Source organism: Azospirillum fermentarium (genome assembly GCF_025961205.1).
GTDB lineage: Bacteria > Pseudomonadota > Alphaproteobacteria > Azospirillales > Azospirillaceae > Azospirillum > Azospirillum fermentarium.
On sequence record NZ_JAOQNH010000001.1, the window covers coordinates 2,965,705 to 2,981,142 of the forward strand.

Sequence of the window (15,438 nt, forward strand, 5' to 3'; positions counted from 1 at the left end):
ACCGGTTTCGGGCAAGACACCGTACGGGCGGGCACCCTCTTGTCCGTGCAGCCCATCTGTCTTATAAAATAAAAAGAGATTTTTCCGACCGGCTCACGGCGCCATAATCTTGAAAGGGAAGAGAATGGTGGTCGATAACATTTGCTGCCATTCCTTCTTCGCACAGATTGATGAGAACAGCATCATCGTCGATCTGGGGGCCAATCATGGGGAATTCGCCCACTCGGTCATCCAGCGCTACGGCAGCCGGGTGTTCTCGGCCGAACCGGTGCCGGAACTGGCCGAACGGATCACCCGGCATCCCCGCCTGACGCTGCTGCCGGTCGCCCTGTCGGGGGCGGTGGGCACGATGCGGATCAACGTCTACCCCGACCGCTGCGCCAGCGGTTTCGATCAGTACGAGGGGGAGCGCGCGGGCCAGACCATCGACACCGATACCGTGACCCTGGCGGAGTTCCGGCGCCGCAACGGCATCGGGCGGATCAACCTGCTGAAGATCGACATCGAAGGGGCCGAACTGGACATGTTCGCCGCCGCCGCCGATGCCGAATTCGCCGACATCGACCAGATCACCATAGAATTCCACGATTTCCTTTACCCGGAAACCCGCCCGGCGGTGGAGGCGGTGAAAAGGCGCTTGCAGCACCTGGGTTTCCATATGCTGCCGTTCTCGCTCGACAACACCGACGTTCTGTTCGTCAACCCCAAGGCCGGGGTGGGCTGGCGGCACCGGCTTTGGGCACGGACCGCCGTGAAGTATGGCCGCGGCATCCGGCGCCGGTTGCAACGCCTGACCTGACCGCCGGGCTTTCCGCACCCGGCCATTGCGTCAACCGTCAAGGCCGGTCACGGGGAACCGCTTCACGGGGCCGGCTGCTGTTGGGTAATGCAGTGGATGCCGCCCCCACCGCGCACGATGTCCAGGGCCGGCACCTGGATCACCTCGCGGTCGGCGAAGACCTTGCGCAGGATGCGGAACGCCTCGTCGTCGTGGGGATCCTCGAACGACGGGGCGACCACGCCGCCGTTGGCGATGTAGAGGTTGGTGTAGGAGAGGGTCAGCCGCATCCCGTTTTCGTCCCGGCGGGCGGGCTGGGGCAGCGTCACCACCTCCAGCGCGCGGCCATGGGCGTCGCGGGCCCGGCTCAGCCGGTCCAGATTGTCGTGAAAAATCTTGAAATTGGGGTCCGCCGGATCGTCGGTGGTCAGGGCCAGCACCACGCCGGGACGGGCGAAACAGGCGATCTCGTCGATGTGTCCGTCGGTCTCGTCGTCCTGATACCCCTCGCCCAGCCAGATGACGGTGTTTACCCCCAGATGGTCCTTCAGGTGCTGTTCGATCTCGTCCCGCGACAGGTGCGGGTTGCGGTTGGGGTTCAGCAGGCATTGTTCGGTGGTGATCAGCGTCCCTTCCCCATCCACATGGAACGAGCCGCCCTCCATCACCAGCGGTGCCCGGAACCGCTCCAGCCCCAGGTGTTCCAGCACCAGCCGCCCGACCTCGCGGTCCTTGCCGCACTCGGCGTAGTTGCCGCCCCAGGCGTTGAACCCCCAATGAACGCCGGCCAGAGCGCCCCGGCCATCGGTGACGAAGCTGGGCCCGGTGTCGCGGATCCAGGAATCCGACAGGGGAACCGGCAGAATCTGGATGCCGCTTCCCCCTGCCCCGCAGGCCAGCGACGCTTCGGCCACGTCGGCCGGATCGCAGACCATGGTGACCGGCTCGAATTCCGCGATGGCGCGGGCCACCTCGGCATAGGCTTGGGTGGCGGCGTCGAACCGGCCTTCGGGCCAGGTTTCCGGGCGGCATGGCCACGCCATCCAGCACCGGGTGTGGGGAACCCATTCGCCGGGCATACGGAACCCGCGGGCTGCCGGTGTCGTCATCGCTGCCATCCCTTCCCCTGGTTTTCGCATCCCTGGTTTTCGCACAAGGCGCCGGGCTTTCCCCGGCGCGCCGTCCAGGATTTCACAGCACCCTAACCAGGGATGGCGGGGTTTGGCAATCACGCCATAGGGAAAGGGCGGTCACGCCCGCCGCAGGGTGCCGATGAAGCCCTCCACATCCCGCCGCAGGGCCGAAGCGTGCCCCGACAGGGTTTCCGCCAGCGTCTGCACGTCGCGGGCGGCGGTGCCGGTGGTGCGGGCGGCGTCGTTCACCCGCTGAATGCTGCCGGTGACCGACCGCGCCCCCGCCGCCGCCTGGTCCACGTTGCGGGCGATGTCGCGGGTGGCGGTGCCCTGCTGCTCCACTGCCGCGGCGATTTCGGCGGCGATGCCGTCGATGCGGCGGATGGTGGCGACGATGGCGTCGATCACCGCCGCGGTTTCGCCGGTGGCCCGCTGCATGTCGCCCACCTGGGCCGCGATGTCCTCGGTGGCCTTGGCCGTCTGATTGGCCAGATTCTTGACCTCGGTCGCCACGACGGCGAAGCCCTTGCCGGCCTCGCCCGCCCGCGCCGCCTCGATGGTCGCGTTGAGCGCCAGGAGATTGGTCTGGCCGGCGATGTCGGTGATGAGCTGCACCACGTCGCCGATGCGGTTGGCGGCCTCCGTCAGTTCGCCCATGCGCCCGCTGACCTGGGCCGTCTGGGTCACCGCATCGCGCGCGATCTCGGCGGAGGCCGATACCTGCCGGGCGATGGCGCCGATGGAATCGGTGAGCGTGCCGGTGGTGGCGGTCACCGATTCCAGATTGGCCGCCGCCTGCTGCGAAGCCCCGGCGGCGGTGGTGGCCTGGGCGTGGGCATCCTCGGCGCTGGTGGTCAGGCTGCGGGCGGTTCCGCTCATGCGCTGGGCGGCCTCGGCCACCGCCTCCACCGTCTGGCGCACCGCCCCTTCCAGGGAATCCGCCAGCGTGCGCAGGGCGTCCCGGCGGGTTCGCTCACTCTCGTCCTTGACCTGCTGCGCGCTGTGTTCAAGACGGGCCTTTTCCTGGGCGTTGGCGCGGAACACCTCCACCGTCCGGGCCATGGCGGCCACCTCGTCGGCACCACCGGTGCCGGGCACCGTGACATCGTGGCGCCCGCCGGCCAGCCCCTCCATGCAATCGCGCAAGGACCGCAGCGGGATGACGATGCTCTCCCCGATCCACATCAGCAGCAGCGTCAGCACCACCGCCATGGCGGCGGCGCCGCTGGCCGCGATCACCGTTGCACGGGACAGGGTATCGCCCATGGCGGTGTTCGCCCCCTGCACCTCGCGGGTGAGGGAAGCCTCCAGGGTGGACAGGGCCTTGTCCTCCTCATCGCCGGCCTGGTCGATGCGGTCGTCCAGAGCGTCGAACGCCTTGTCGTCGGCCTTGGCCGTCACCGCCGCGGTCAGATCGGCGAGCGCCGTCTTCAGCACGCCCAGCGAGGCTTCCAGCTTGCGCACCTCGTCCCGTTCCGACGGGGTGTCGGCCAGTTGCCGCAGCTTGGGCAGGGCATTGGTCAGTTCGGCCACCCCCCCGTCCATTTCCTTGCGCCGCTCGGGCTGCACCACCCCCTCGGCCCGGTCCACGATGGTGTCCATGGCCGCCAGAATGACGTTGGCCCGCACCACCCGCAGGTCGGTGATCAGGCGCAACTGCTCCTGCCGCAGGCTGTTTTCGGAAACCGCATCGGCGACGGTGCCGTTGGTCACCACGGTGGTGAGAGTCAACCCGCCCAGTGCTGCCAGGGACAAGGCCCCGATCAGGCGCAGGCGGGTGCGGATGGAAAGCGAATTCAGAAACGCCATGCCGTGCAGTCTCCCCCGTCCCGGACCGTGCGGTCCGGTGATCATGTCCGCCATGATCCGCGGCACGCGCCCCCCGGCGGCACGTTCCACGGACATCATTCGTCAGGCCACCGCAAAGGGTGGCGCCCATGGGGCGCAGACCTCGGCGGTCATCAGAGCCATCACCGGCGCACCGGCGGGGCTGCCGCACCGGCAGCCCCGGACGGCGGTCAGGATCAGGCGAAAAGGGCGTCGATGTCCGACTGGCTGATGTTGCCGGGGACTTCCTCGGCGGACGGGCCATGCAAATCCAGGTCGCCATCCTTCTTGGTGACCGACGGCGGCAGCGGCATCGCTTCGAACTCGCGGCGGTTCCACACCCCCATCATGGCGTCCACGCGCTCTTCGATGAAGGACAGGGCGCGGACCACCTTTGTGATGCGCTGGCCGGTCAGATCCTGGAAATTGCAGGCTTCATAGATACGGACAATAACTTCCTGCATGTCGTTCACGCGGTCGGCCTGATACCCTTCCGGCATCGACGCGCGCAGTTCCTGCACGACTTCTTCCAATTCCTCGGCGCAGGCCATGATGGTGTTGGTCGCGGCTTCCGTCGCGGACACCACCGCGGTCAATTCTTCCGATGCCTGCTGAAATTTGTCTTCACCGGCCAGCGGATGGCGCAGGGCGGCCATTTCCACCTTGGTGGCCTTGATGCGGCCGGAAATGTCGGCGATCTCGGTCTGGATCTGGTCGATCTGCTGGGCGTCCATGCTCAGGAAGCGGTCCAGACGGCTGCCCAGGTCGTGAATGGCCCGCAGCACCTCCTGATTATCGACCGTGACCGTGGCGGCCGGCAGCGGAGCGGCGATCGCAGGGACCGATGCGTCGGGTGCCACCGCATGATACGGGTTGCCGTTGCGCTTGGCTTTTTGCAGCTCGGCCATGAAAGGCTTTTGCAACTGCGTCATGCTGTCCCTGCCTCTTTTCCGCAACGGCCACGGATTCCTGTGGCCCTGATCGTTGGTCCAGTCGCCGCCACATCCTGGGAACGGAGGACGGTAGTCTAGCGGAGTATTTACGAAGAAATGCTTACATGTCCGTCAAATTTCCTTGGTCTTTTGCCTTTTGGCGTCGGCGCCATGCAGACAGCAGACCTCACGACCCCGATCCTCAGCCGAACAGGGCGTCGATGGCCGACTGGTCGAGGGCCGGGGTTCCATCGTCCTCCTCCGGCTTCGGCACGGCCGCCGGGGGCGGGGGCTTGGGCGGCGGCGGTTTGGGCGGGGCGGCGGCAGCGGCGGCAGCGGCGGCCGGCTTGGCCCCCCCCGGCTTGGGCCCCAGCTTGGGCAGCGGCTTGGCCCCCAGCTTGGGCCCCGATCCGGTCACCGGCGACGTGGTGACCGGCGACGTGGTGACCGGCCCGTCGAACAGGCTGTCGATGTCGGCCTGACTGGCCTTGGCCGCCGGGGCGGGAGCCGGCGCGGCGGGCGCCGGGCTGTCGAACAGGCTGTCGATGTCGGCCTGGCTGGCCTTGGCCGCCGGGGCGGGGGTCGGCGCGGCGGGCGCCGGGCTGTCGAACAGGCTGTCGATGTCGGCCTGGCTGCTCTGCACCAGCGCCGCGGGCGGCGGCGGTGGCGGCGGGGCCGCCATGACCACCGGAGCCGGGGCCGGCGCGGCCATGGGGGCCGGGCTGTCGAACAGGCTGTCCACATCGGCCTGGCTGACGCCCTTGCCTTCCATCTGCGGCCCGTTCAGCAGATGGGCGTCGGGGCGATGATCGGTGATCTCGTCCTGAACGTCCAACCCCCTCAGCCCGTCGTCGCCCCAGATGCCGATCATGGCGTTGACGCGCTGCTCGATGTAGCGCAACGCGTTGATGACCTTGCTGGTGCGCTGCCCGGTCAGATCCTGGAACGAGCAGGCGGTGAAGATGTTGGTGACTTCCGATTCGATATCGCTGCACAGGTCGGATGCGGCCCCGTCGGCGCGCAGGCGCGACGACAGATCCATCAGCCGCTCGGCGGCGTTGAGAATTTCGAACGAGGCCCGCTCGGTCGATGTGACGATGGCGTCCAGTTCGCTGGTCGCCGTCACGATCTTGTTGTTGGACGTGTCGGGGGGGCGCAGGGCCGCAACCTCGCGCCGTGCCCGTTCGATGGAGGCGGCCATCTCCATCAGTTCGCGGCGGAGCACCTCCACCCGCTTCACGGTCTCTGCCGCCTGTGCGTTCTGATCCCACGAACGGCGGAAATCCTGCAGCATGCCGCGGATTTCCTCCGACGCAGCTCCCATAGCCCGCCGATGGTAACGGCGCAGGAACGCACGGCCCTTGGCGGTTCGAGCGACCGCTTCTTCGATCTGCTCGAACTCCTCCTCGGTCAATTGCGGCAGTTGCTCCACCGCGGGCTCCTATCAGCCGGTGCCCAGCACGGACTGGATCTTCTGCTTCAGGGTTTCGGCGTTGAACGGCTTGACGATGTAGTTGTTCACGCCGGCCTGCTTGGCGGCGATCACGTTTTCCGTCTTGCTTTCGGCCGTGACCATGATGAAGGGCGTGGACGCCAGCTTGGCATCCGCACGGATTTCCTTCAGCAGCTGGAGACCGGTCATCGGCTCCATGTTCCAGTCGGAGATCACCAGACCGAACTTGTTCTCCCGCAGCTTCTGGAGCGCGCCGACGCCATCACCCGCCTCGTCGATATCGGTGTATCCGATCTGGGTCAGCAGGTTGCGCACGATGCGCCGCATGGTGGCGTAGTCATCGACGACAAGAATCTTCATCTAAGCGTCTCCGCATTCTTAACGTTGGCAGGGCCGTCCCCGTGCGTCGCATCAATGTGCCAAGGGGTGCCGCGTCTGGTGTGCCGGTCCGACTGTTGATGCCCCAAGTCCGACGAAATGTCATCCATTTGGACGATAACCCCGCCGTGGTGAGACAGTCTGCAGCAGGCTTGGTAAAGAACTTGTTTAACCCTGCGGGCGGCCGGTCACGTTATCACACGGACGGTATCCGGTCGGACCGGCGATTCCAGCCGTACAATTCCCGTGGTGGGCTGCACGGGCGGGACGGTGCCAGATTTCACGGGCGAACGCACGCATAGATTTTTCGTAAAGCACGTGTAATCCCACGATCTCCGGCCGATGCCCCCCGTGCCGCCCTTTACCCCGCCAGCGGGATTGTCGCACGAAGCAACCATGCGGCATCGCCGGGTTCCAGGTGCGGGGCCAGGACGGCGTAAACCCGGCTGTGGTAAGAATCGAGCCACGCGGTCTCCTCCACGCTCAGCAGCGCCGCGTCCACCAGCCGGCGGTCGATGGGGACCAGGGTCAGCACCTCGAACCCCAGCATGGGACGCTCGCCGCCGGGCACCGGGGCCGGCTCGGTCACCGCCACCAGATTCTCGATGCGGATGCCGTATTCCCCCGTGCGGTAATAGCCCGGTTCGTTGGACAGGATCATGCCCGGCGCCAGCGCCACCGCGTTGGGGGCCTTGGCCACCCGCTGCGGCCCCTCGTGCACCGACAGATAGCTGCCGACGCCGTGGCCGGTGCCGTGGTCGTAATCCAGCCCCGCCTGCCACAGCGCCATGCGCGCCAGCGCGTCGAGCTGCGACCCGCTGGTGCCCTTGGGGAAGCGGGCCTGCGACAGGGCGATGTGCCCCTTCAGCACCAGGGTAAAGTGGCGGCGCATGGCCGCCGTGGGGGTGCCGATGGCGATGGTGCGGGTGACGTCGGTGGTGCCGTCCAGGTACTGCGCCCCGCTGTCGAGCAGGTAGAGGCAGCCCGGCTCCAGCCGGCGGTCGGTGGCCGGGGTCACGCGGTAATGGACGATGGCGCCGTTGGGGCCGGCGCCGGAAATGGTCTCGAAGCTCAGGCCGCGGAACCGTTCCCCCTCCTGCCGGAAGGCCAGCAGCCGGTCGGCCGCCGCGGATTCGCTCAGGGTGCCGTCCGCCGCCGCCCCGTCCAGCCAGCGCAGGAAACGGACCATGGCCACCCCGTCGCGGCGGTGGGCCGCCCGCGTGCCGTCAAGCTCCACCGGGTTCTTGCACGCCTTGGGCAGGGCGCAGGGATCGCCCTGGCGCACCACGTGGGCGCCCGCCAGATGCAGCCGGTCGAAGATGCGCGCCGCCGCCGACGCCGGGTCGGCCAGCACCCGCCGCCCGCCGCGGCCCAGCCGGTCCAGCGCCGGTTCCAGCGCGTCGGGCGGCAGCACCCGCACCCCGTCCCCCAGATGGCGCCGGGTGGCGGCGGGCAGCTTGCGGGAATCGATGAACAGGTCCACCGCCCCGCCGTCATCGACGATGGCGAACGACAGGGGCAGCGGCGTGCACGGCACGTCACCGCCGCGGATGTTCAGCAGCCACGCGATGGAATCGGGCTGGGTCAGGATGGCCGCACCGATGCCGTCGCGGCGCAGCGCCTCGGCCACCGCCTGCCGCTTCTCACCGGCGCTCATGCCGGCCAGGGCGTCGTCGTGGGGTTCCACCGGGGCCAGGGGAGCCGGGGGCTGGCCGGGCCACACGGCGTCCACCGGGTTGCCGTCGCACGGCACGAGGTCGATCCCCTCCCGCTCCAGCGCGGTGCGGAGCTTTTCGACCCACCCCACCGGGTGCAGCCACGGGTCATAGCCCAGCCGTCCGCCGCGGGGCACCGCCCCGGCCACCCAGCCGGACAGCGAATCCTCGATCAGGTGGCGAAACGCGTACAGGCTGCCGTCCACCTCCGCCTCGACCTGCAAGGTGTAGCGGCCATCGACGAACAGGGCCGCCGTGGCCGGCCCCACCACCGCCAGACCGGCGGACCCGGTGAAACCGGTCAGCCACCCCAGCCGCTGGGCGCGCGCGGGCACATATTCCCCCTGGTGCTCGTCGGCGCGGGGCACCACGAAGCCGTCGAGCGACCGGCGGCGCAGTTCGGCCCGCAGCCGCTCCAGCCGTTCGGCGGGCGGGGGCGCGGGCTCCACCGGCTCCGCCGCCATCGCCTCCTTCAGCGCGCGCAGGGCCCGCATCAGATCCGCCGAGGGGGCGTCCGCCACCAGCGCCATCCACGCGTCGGGACCGGCGCCGTCCGGTGCCGCCAGCACGCCCCGGATCAGCGCCCGCAGCCCATCAACGGTCACGGTGGCGCCACTGGCCGCGAGCAGGCCGCCCAATCCGGCGCTGTCCAACCCGGCACTGCCCAACAGGGTGTCGTCTATCACCGCAACGGTCCTTCCTGTGATGAAACCCGGATCCATGAGGCTAGGCCGCGCACCGCCCCCGGTCAACGGCGCCACCGGCACAAACGGATACGGGAACCGATCCCTTCCTTGAAGCCCCGGCGGCTTTGCTCTTATCCTCAAGGTGGCGGAACAAGCCGGCACTGCCGCTCAACCGGCAGCAATGCGCAACGGAACGGGGACAAGGGGGGACAGGCCATGGGCGGACGCCGCGTGCGTGCGCTGAACGCGGTTGCCGCCGCCGTGGCATGGGCAACCGTGGCATGGGCAACCGTGGCATGGGCAACCGTGGCATGGGCAGCCGTCACCCTTTGGGGGGGAAGCGTGCAAGCCGACACGCCCGGCGGGCCGGTTCAGTTCATTCCCCATCTGGTCTACCGCACCGGCCCCTACGCGCCCACCGGCATTCCGCTGGCCGACGGCATGGCCGATTACTTCACCCTGATCAACGCCCGCGACGGCGGCGTCGGCGGCGTGCGTCTGGCGTTCGAGGAATGCGACACCGCCTACAGCACCGACCGCGGCATCGCGTGCTACGAGGCGCTGAAGGCCAAGGGGCCGACCGGGGCGGCGGTGGTGCTGCCGCTGTCCACCGGCATCACCTATGCCCTGATCGAACGGACGCGGGCCGACCGCATTCCGCTGTTCTCGTCGGGGTACGGGCGGGCCGACGCCGGGGACGGGCGGGTCTTTCCCTATGTCTTCACCCTGCCCGCCAGCTATTGGACCGGGGCCGACGCCGCCGTCACCCACATCGCCCGGGGGCTGGGCGGCACCGCGGCGCTGAAGGGGCGGCGCATCGCGCTGGTTCACCACGACAGCGCCTTCGGCCGCGAGCCGATCCCCCTGCTGGAGGAGCTGAGCGCCCGCTACGGCTTTGTTTTCGAGAGCTTCCCCGTCGCCCCGCCGGGGCTGGAGCAAAAGGCGGTGTGGCTGCAGGTGGCCCGCCAGTTCCGCGCCGACGACGTGCTGCTGTGGGGCTGGGGCGTGCTGAACAGCGCGGCGCTGAAGGAGGCGGCGGCGGTGGGCTTCCCCGCCGACCGCATCATCGGCGTGTGGTGGGCCGGGTCGGAACAGGACGTGCTGCCGGCGGGCGATGCGGCGCGGGGGTACAAGGCGCTGGCCTTTCACGCCACCGGCGACCGTTTTCCGGCCATCGACGCCATCCGCCGCCATGTGGTGGAGCGCGGGCGGGCGGCGGGCGACGGCAGCCACGTGGGAAGCGTTCTCTACAACCGCGGCCTCTACAACGCCGTGGTGGTGGTGGAGGCGATCCGCACCGCCCAGCGCCGTTTCGGCGCCCGCCCCCTGACGGGGGAGGAGGTGCGGTGGGGCTTCGAATCCCTGAACCTGACGGCGGAGACCATCCGATCCCTGGGGCTGGAGGGGTTCATGGCGCCGTTGCGCATCACCTGCACCGACCACGAGGGGATGACCCCGATTCGCATCCAGCAATGGACCGGCAGCGCGTGGGTTCCCGCCTCGGACTGGATCGAACCGGACCGCGCGCTGATCCGCACCCTGGTGGAAAGGTCCGCCGCCGTCTATGCCGCCGACAAGAGGATCGTTCCCCGCTCCTGTCCCTGAACGCGGGGAATGCCGGGGCGGCGGGGAGCGGCCGGGCTTTCCTACGCCGGCTTCAGCGCCACGAAGCGGTAGAAGCTCAACCCCCTCCCCAGCACCTGCAGCCGCGCCCACCACAGGGCCAGCTCGCGGGCCAGCCCGGCGAACAGGCGCCCGTCGGGGGGCATGTGCTCGATGCGCTCCGACAATTGGCGCACCCGCTCCAGCACCTGCGCCCGGTGGATCTGGGTCAGATCCTCGCCGATGCGCACATCCAGGTTGCGCTGGGTCAGCTCGTCCGTCATGCGCTTGGTGGTCCAGGGGAACAGGTCGGTGGGCTCCTCCTCCTTCCAGGCGTTCCAGGAATCCCACGAATCCGGGGTTCCCTCGATCACGTAATCCATGAACAGCGCGCTGCCCTTGGGCTTCAGGCAGTCGGCAACGTTGTCGAGAAAGAAGTCCTTGTCGCGCACCCGGTGCATGATGCGGTCGGCCAGCACCAGATCGTAGCTGCCCGCCGGGCGGAAGTGTTCGGGGTCATAATGGATGACCGGCGCCTTGCGGTCCATGCCCTGGATCTGGGACCGGCGCATGGCCATGCGGGCCAGCAGCGGCGACGGCTCCAGCCCGGTGACCCAGGTGTCGAAGGCGTTGACGATGGCCCGCGCCACCCCGCCCAGCCCGGCGGCCAGATCCAGCACCGATTTCGACGGGTTGAGGCCGAAGGGGCGCACGGCATCGACCATCCAATGGGCATCGCCGGGGGCGGTGAACCCCTCCCCCCACAGCATCTGGGCGCCGCGCACGCGCTCCACCGACCAGACGGGCCAGCCGCGGCGGTCGAGCTGCAGCCCTTCCAGCCCCTTTTCCTCCGCCTCTTCCGGGGTCATGGGCGGGCCGGCGGCCACAGCCCCGGCGCCCGCGGCGGCGGTGCTGGCCGCCACGGCGTCGGCGTGCGTGCCGACACCACCCTGGCGCAGGCTGAAACGGCGGTCGCTCATGCCCTGCCGGGCCACGCGCGCCTGTTTTTGCAGGGTGGACAGGTCGTAGCCTTCCCACCATGCCAGCAGCCTCGCCCGCCAGTCGGGGTTCAGCCACCGCTCGATCTCACGCGGATGCACGGTTGCCCCCTTTCACCCCCCAAAGCGGCGTATAGCCCGCGTGCGACATCACCCGACCCGAAAAGCGGCATTTTGTCGCGGAACGCCAAGTCAAAAGAGACCAACGCCGCCACTTCGGCAAAGCAGCCACCAAAGACCGAAATCAAAGGCGGAACTTTACCTCGATAAAGAGTGTTGCACGCCTCCCCCCATGGGGTCAATAAACAGTATTTTAACCATTAGACTTCCATTTACTGCGCTATCGTCCGGTCTTTTCCGACAATTTTACGAAAATGAAACGGGGGGACCCGCCGGATGTCCGGCGTGTCACGATGGGCGGCGCCGACCGTCGGCGTGTGCCAAAACTTTCCAAGCCACCCCGCCACCGATCCCGTATGATGCCGGTCGCGTCTTTTCGAAAGGAACATGGCCGTGCCGACATCCAAGACCGGCAACCCCTGGACCGTCCTGCTCAGCAAGCCGGTGTACGAGAATCCGTGGATCAGCGTGACGGAACACGACGTGCTGAACCCGGCGGGCAAGCCCGGCATCTATGGCGTGGTCCACATGAAGCATGTGGCCACCGGCATCCTGCCCATCGACGAGACCGGGCACACGCTGCTGGTGGGGCAATACCGCTTCGCGCTCAAGGCCTATAGCTGGGAGATCCCCGAAGGCGGCGGAAAGATGGGCGTCGATCCGCTGGAATCGGCCCAGCGCGAACTGGCGGAGGAGACCGGGCTGACCGCCCGTCAATGGCATGCGCTGGCCACGCTGCACCTGTCCAACAGCGTGACGGACGAGGTGGCCTACGGCTTCCTGGCCTGGGATCTGGAAGAGGGAATCGCCGCCCCGGAAGAGACGGAGGAGCTGCAGATCCGCCGCGTGCCCTTCGCCGAGGCGTTCGCCATGGCGATGGACGGGCGCATCACCGACGCCATGGCCGTCACCCTGATCCTCAAGGCCCGCCTGATGGCCCAGGCGGGCGCCCTGCCCAAAGAGGTCGCCCGCTTCCTGAAGGGGTGATCAGCGCCGCTCGGGAAACAGCCCCAGCAGCCCGTCGCGGTTGGCCGGGCAGACGCCACGTTCGGTGATCAGCCCGGTGACCAGCCGCGCGGGGGTCACGTCGAAGCCATAGTTGACCGCCCCGCTGCCCGCGGGCGTGATGCGCACCGTTTCGATGCGGCCGTCGGCGGTGCGGCCGGTCATGTCGGTGACCTCCGCCGCGTCGCGCTCCTCGATGGGGATCTCGCGCACGCCGTCGCTGATGCGCCAGTCGATGGTCGGCGACGGCAGGCCGACATAGAACGGCACACCGTTGTCGTGCGCCGCCAGCGCCTTCAGGTACGTCCCGATCTTGTTGCACACGTCGCCGGTGGCCGTGGTGCGGTCGGTGCCGACGATGCACAGGTCCACCTGTCCGTGCTGCATCAGGTGGCCGCCCACATTGTCCACGACCACCGTGTGGGGGATGCCGTGGCTGTTCAGTTCCCACGCGGTCAGGCTGGCCCCCTGGTTGCGCGGGCGGGTTTCATCGACCCACACGTGCAGGGGAACGCCCTGCTCCGCCGCCACATAGACCGGGGCCAGCGCCGTTCCCCAATCCACCGTCGCCAGCCAGCCGGCGTTGCAGTGGGTCAGCACGTTGACCACCTGCCCCGGCTTGCGCGCGGCGATGGCCTGGATCAGGCGGGCGCCGTGCTCGCCGATGGCGCGGTTGATGGCCACGTCCTCATCCGCCACCGCCGCCGCTTCGGCATAGGCGGCCCCCACCCGCGACGAGGGCGGCAGCGGGGCCAGATGGGCGCGCATCCGCTCCAGCGCCCAGCGCAGGTTGACCGCGGTGGGGCGGGTTTCCAGCAGGCGGTCATAGGCGTCGTCCAGCGCGGCATCGGAGGCGTCCTCGGCCATCGCCAGCGCCATGCCATAGGCGGCGGTGGCGCCGATCAGCGGGGCGCCGCGCACCAGCATGGCGCGGATGGCATAGGCCGCGTCGGCCAAGGTGTGCAGCGACACCACGGCAAAGGCGTGGGGAAGCCGGGTCTGGTCGATGATCTCCACCGCGCGCCCATCGGCGGCCGGCCAGATGGTGCGATAAGGCACGCCATTGATTTTCATCGACCCTTACTCCCTGACCGGCTGGTTGCGGCACGAGATTAGGCACCGCCACCAAAGAGATCAACCGTTTGCCCCGCCCCGCCCCCAAAGGGGGAGTTGGCGCCGTCCGGGCGGGTGCGCACCTATGGGCCGTCCCCCATGTTCCGCCGATGTGGTTGCCGATGCCGCTGCGCACCTTGCGTTCCCGCCTGTTCTACCGTCTGCCGGGCGGGGTGCTGATCCTGCTGGCCTGCTCCGTGGCCCTGGTGGTCACCGTCGCCCTTCTGGGGCTGGTGGTGTGGCGGGACCGGGAACAGACGCTGGCCGCCGCCCGGATGGCCGCCGACACCGGCAACCGCCTGCTGGCCGAACGCACCGCCCGCATGCTGATGGCCGGCGACGGCATCATCCTGCGCCTGACCGCCCCGCCCGACGGCATCCCGCCGCTGGCCGCTCCGGTGGAAGCGGTGTGGATGGCCGACACCGCGGGCCGGGCGCTGTCGGGAACCATCATCCCCGCCGCGACGGATTCGCCGGCCCTGATGGCGGCGGTGCAGGCGGCCGGGGGGATGCCGGTGGTCCGCCGCGCGGCGGTGACCCTTGCCGGGGTCGAGCCGCCGCTGATACTCGCCCGCCCGCTGGCCGATGCCGGCGGCACCATCCAGGGCTATGCCGCCGTCGCCCTGACCGGGGGGGCGGTGGACGCCGCCCTGCGCCCGCCTCCGGCGGTGCCGGGCACGGCGGTGCTGACCGGCCTGGGGGGGGCGGTGCTGGCACGGGTTCCCACCACCTCCGCCGCTCCTCCCGAGACCGGCTCGATCCAAACCGACAGCCGCGACATTCCGGGCTACCCGCTGGCGGTGCGGCTGAGCGTGGACGGCGATGCGGCCCTGACCGCGTGGCGGGCGCGGCTGGCGGAATACACCGCCTATGGCGCCGGAACCATCCTGATGACCGTTGCGATCGGCCTGCTGGCACTGCACCGCGCCCGCCGGGAGCGGGAAGCGGAAGACGCCCTTCAGCAGGCCTATGATTCCCTGGGCGAGCGGGTGGACCGGCGGACGGCGGAACTGACCGAGGCCAATGCCCGGCTGGAGCACGCCCTGGCCGACAAGGAGATCCTGCTGAAAGAGGTGCAGCACCGGGTGAAGAACAATCTTCAGGTCATCTGCAGCCTGTTGCGGCTGCAGGCCGGGCGGCTGGACGGGTCCATCCGCGACATCTTCGACGAAAGCCTGCGCCGCATCCAATCCATGAGCCTGGTGCATGAGTTGCTCTACCGTTCCGAAGAACCGGCGCGCATCGACCTTGCCGATTACCTGGAGCACCTGTGCGCGCGGCTTCAGCGCTCCTTCGGTCCCAGCGCGGTGCGCCTGACGGTGGAGGCGCAATCCTGGACCGTGGACGTGGACCGGGCCATGCCGCTGGCCATGATCGCCAGCGAACTGGTGTCCAACGCCCTGCGCCACGCCCACCCCGGCGGCGGCGAGGGGCTGATCCAGGTCACGCTCGCCCCGCCGGGGCCGGACGGCGGCGTGGTCTTGCAGGTGGAGGACGATGGGGTCGGCCTGCCCCCCCACGTCGGCATCGCCGCCGGCAGCGGGCGGGCCACGATGGCGTCACAGGAAAAGGGGCTGGGTCTGATTCTGGTGCAGTCGCTGGTGGCTCAGGCCGGGGCCACCCTGCACATCGCGCGGGAGGACGGAACCCGCTTCACCGTCCGGGTTCCGCCCGCGGCGGCGGCCCGCGCCGCCTGAA

12 protein-coding genes are annotated in these 15,438 nt (G+C 69.1%); 4 read left to right on the top strand and 8 right to left on the bottom strand.

Annotated features, from left to right (window positions below):
• The first annotated feature begins 124 nt into the window (after positions 1–124).
• Positions 125–799, top strand: a complete 675-nt coding sequence (locus tag M2352_RS13880) for an FkbM family methyltransferase (protein WP_264665067.1) — start codon at positions 125–127, stop codon at positions 797–799.
• A 62-nt stretch (positions 800–861) separates the two neighbouring features.
• Here M2352_RS13880 and M2352_RS13885 read toward each other — a convergent pair whose 3' ends face one another.
• The 6 genes from M2352_RS13885 to M2352_RS13910 all read right to left on the bottom strand — a co-directional run bounded on the left by M2352_RS13885 (position 862) and on the right by M2352_RS13910 (position 8,680).
• On the bottom strand, positions 862–1,887 hold the full coding sequence (locus M2352_RS13885) for an agmatine deiminase family protein (RefSeq protein WP_264665068.1): 1,026 nt from the start codon (positions 1,885–1,887) through the stop codon (positions 862–864).
• A gap of 141 nt (positions 1,888–2,028) precedes the next feature.
• Positions 2,029–3,720 (bottom strand): methyl-accepting chemotaxis protein, encoded by a 1,692-nt coding sequence (locus tag M2352_RS13890; RefSeq protein ID WP_264665069.1) that lies wholly within the window; start codon positions 3,718–3,720, stop codon positions 2,029–2,031.
• Between the two features lie 215 nt (positions 3,721–3,935).
• Entirely contained in the window at positions 3,936–4,670 is a 735-nt protein-coding gene (locus tag M2352_RS13895; RefSeq protein WP_264665070.1) for a protein phosphatase CheZ, read from the bottom strand.
• A gap of 202 nt (positions 4,671–4,872) precedes the next feature.
• Positions 4,873–6,102, bottom strand: a complete 1,230-nt coding sequence (locus tag M2352_RS13900; protein ID WP_264665071.1) for a protein phosphatase CheZ — start codon at positions 6,100–6,102, stop codon at positions 4,873–4,875.
• Positions 6,103–6,114: 12 nt separating this feature from the next.
• Positions 6,115–6,483 (bottom strand): chemotaxis response regulator CheY, encoded by a 369-nt coding sequence (locus M2352_RS13905; RefSeq protein WP_264665072.1) that lies wholly within the window; start codon positions 6,481–6,483, stop codon positions 6,115–6,117.
• 379 nt (positions 6,484–6,862) lie between these two features.
• Positions 6,863–8,680, bottom strand: a complete 1,818-nt coding sequence (locus M2352_RS13910) for an aminopeptidase P family protein (protein WP_264665368.1) — start codon at positions 8,678–8,680, stop codon at positions 6,863–6,865.
• 438 nt (positions 8,681–9,118) lie between these two features.
• Here M2352_RS13910 and M2352_RS13915 point away from each other — a divergent pair, with 438 nt between their 5' ends.
• A complete protein-coding gene (locus M2352_RS13915; protein WP_264665073.1) occupies positions 9,119–10,507 on the top strand; it encodes an ABC transporter substrate-binding protein in 1,389 nt (462 codons plus the stop codon).
• Positions 10,508–10,548: 41 nt separating this feature from the next.
• Here the strand turns inward: M2352_RS13915 and M2352_RS13920 are convergent, their stop codons facing one another.
• Positions 10,549–11,604 carry a class I SAM-dependent methyltransferase gene (locus tag M2352_RS13920; protein WP_264665074.1) on the bottom strand — a complete coding sequence of 352 codons (1,056 nt, stop codon included), beginning with the start codon at positions 11,602–11,604 and terminating at the stop codon, positions 10,549–10,551.
• Positions 11,605–12,015: 411 nt separating this feature from the next.
• Between M2352_RS13920 and M2352_RS13925 the strand changes: the two genes are divergently transcribed.
• A complete protein-coding gene (locus M2352_RS13925) occupies positions 12,016–12,609 on the top strand; it encodes an NUDIX domain-containing protein (RefSeq protein ID WP_406567255.1) in 594 nt (197 codons plus the stop codon).
• On the opposite strand, the gene mtnA is transcribed toward M2352_RS13925, so the two are convergent.
• Positions 12,610–13,701 (bottom strand): S-methyl-5-thioribose-1-phosphate isomerase, encoded by a 1,092-nt coding sequence (gene mtnA / locus M2352_RS13930; protein ID WP_264665076.1) that lies wholly within the window; start codon positions 13,699–13,701, stop codon positions 12,610–12,612.
• Between the two features lie 161 nt (positions 13,702–13,862).
• Here mtnA and M2352_RS13935 point away from each other — a divergent pair, with 161 nt between their 5' ends.
• Positions 13,863–15,437, top strand: coding sequence for a sensor histidine kinase (locus tag M2352_RS13935; protein WP_264665077.1), 1,575 nt, complete (start codon positions 13,863–13,865; stop codon positions 15,435–15,437).
• Position 15,438 lies beyond the last annotated feature (1 nt).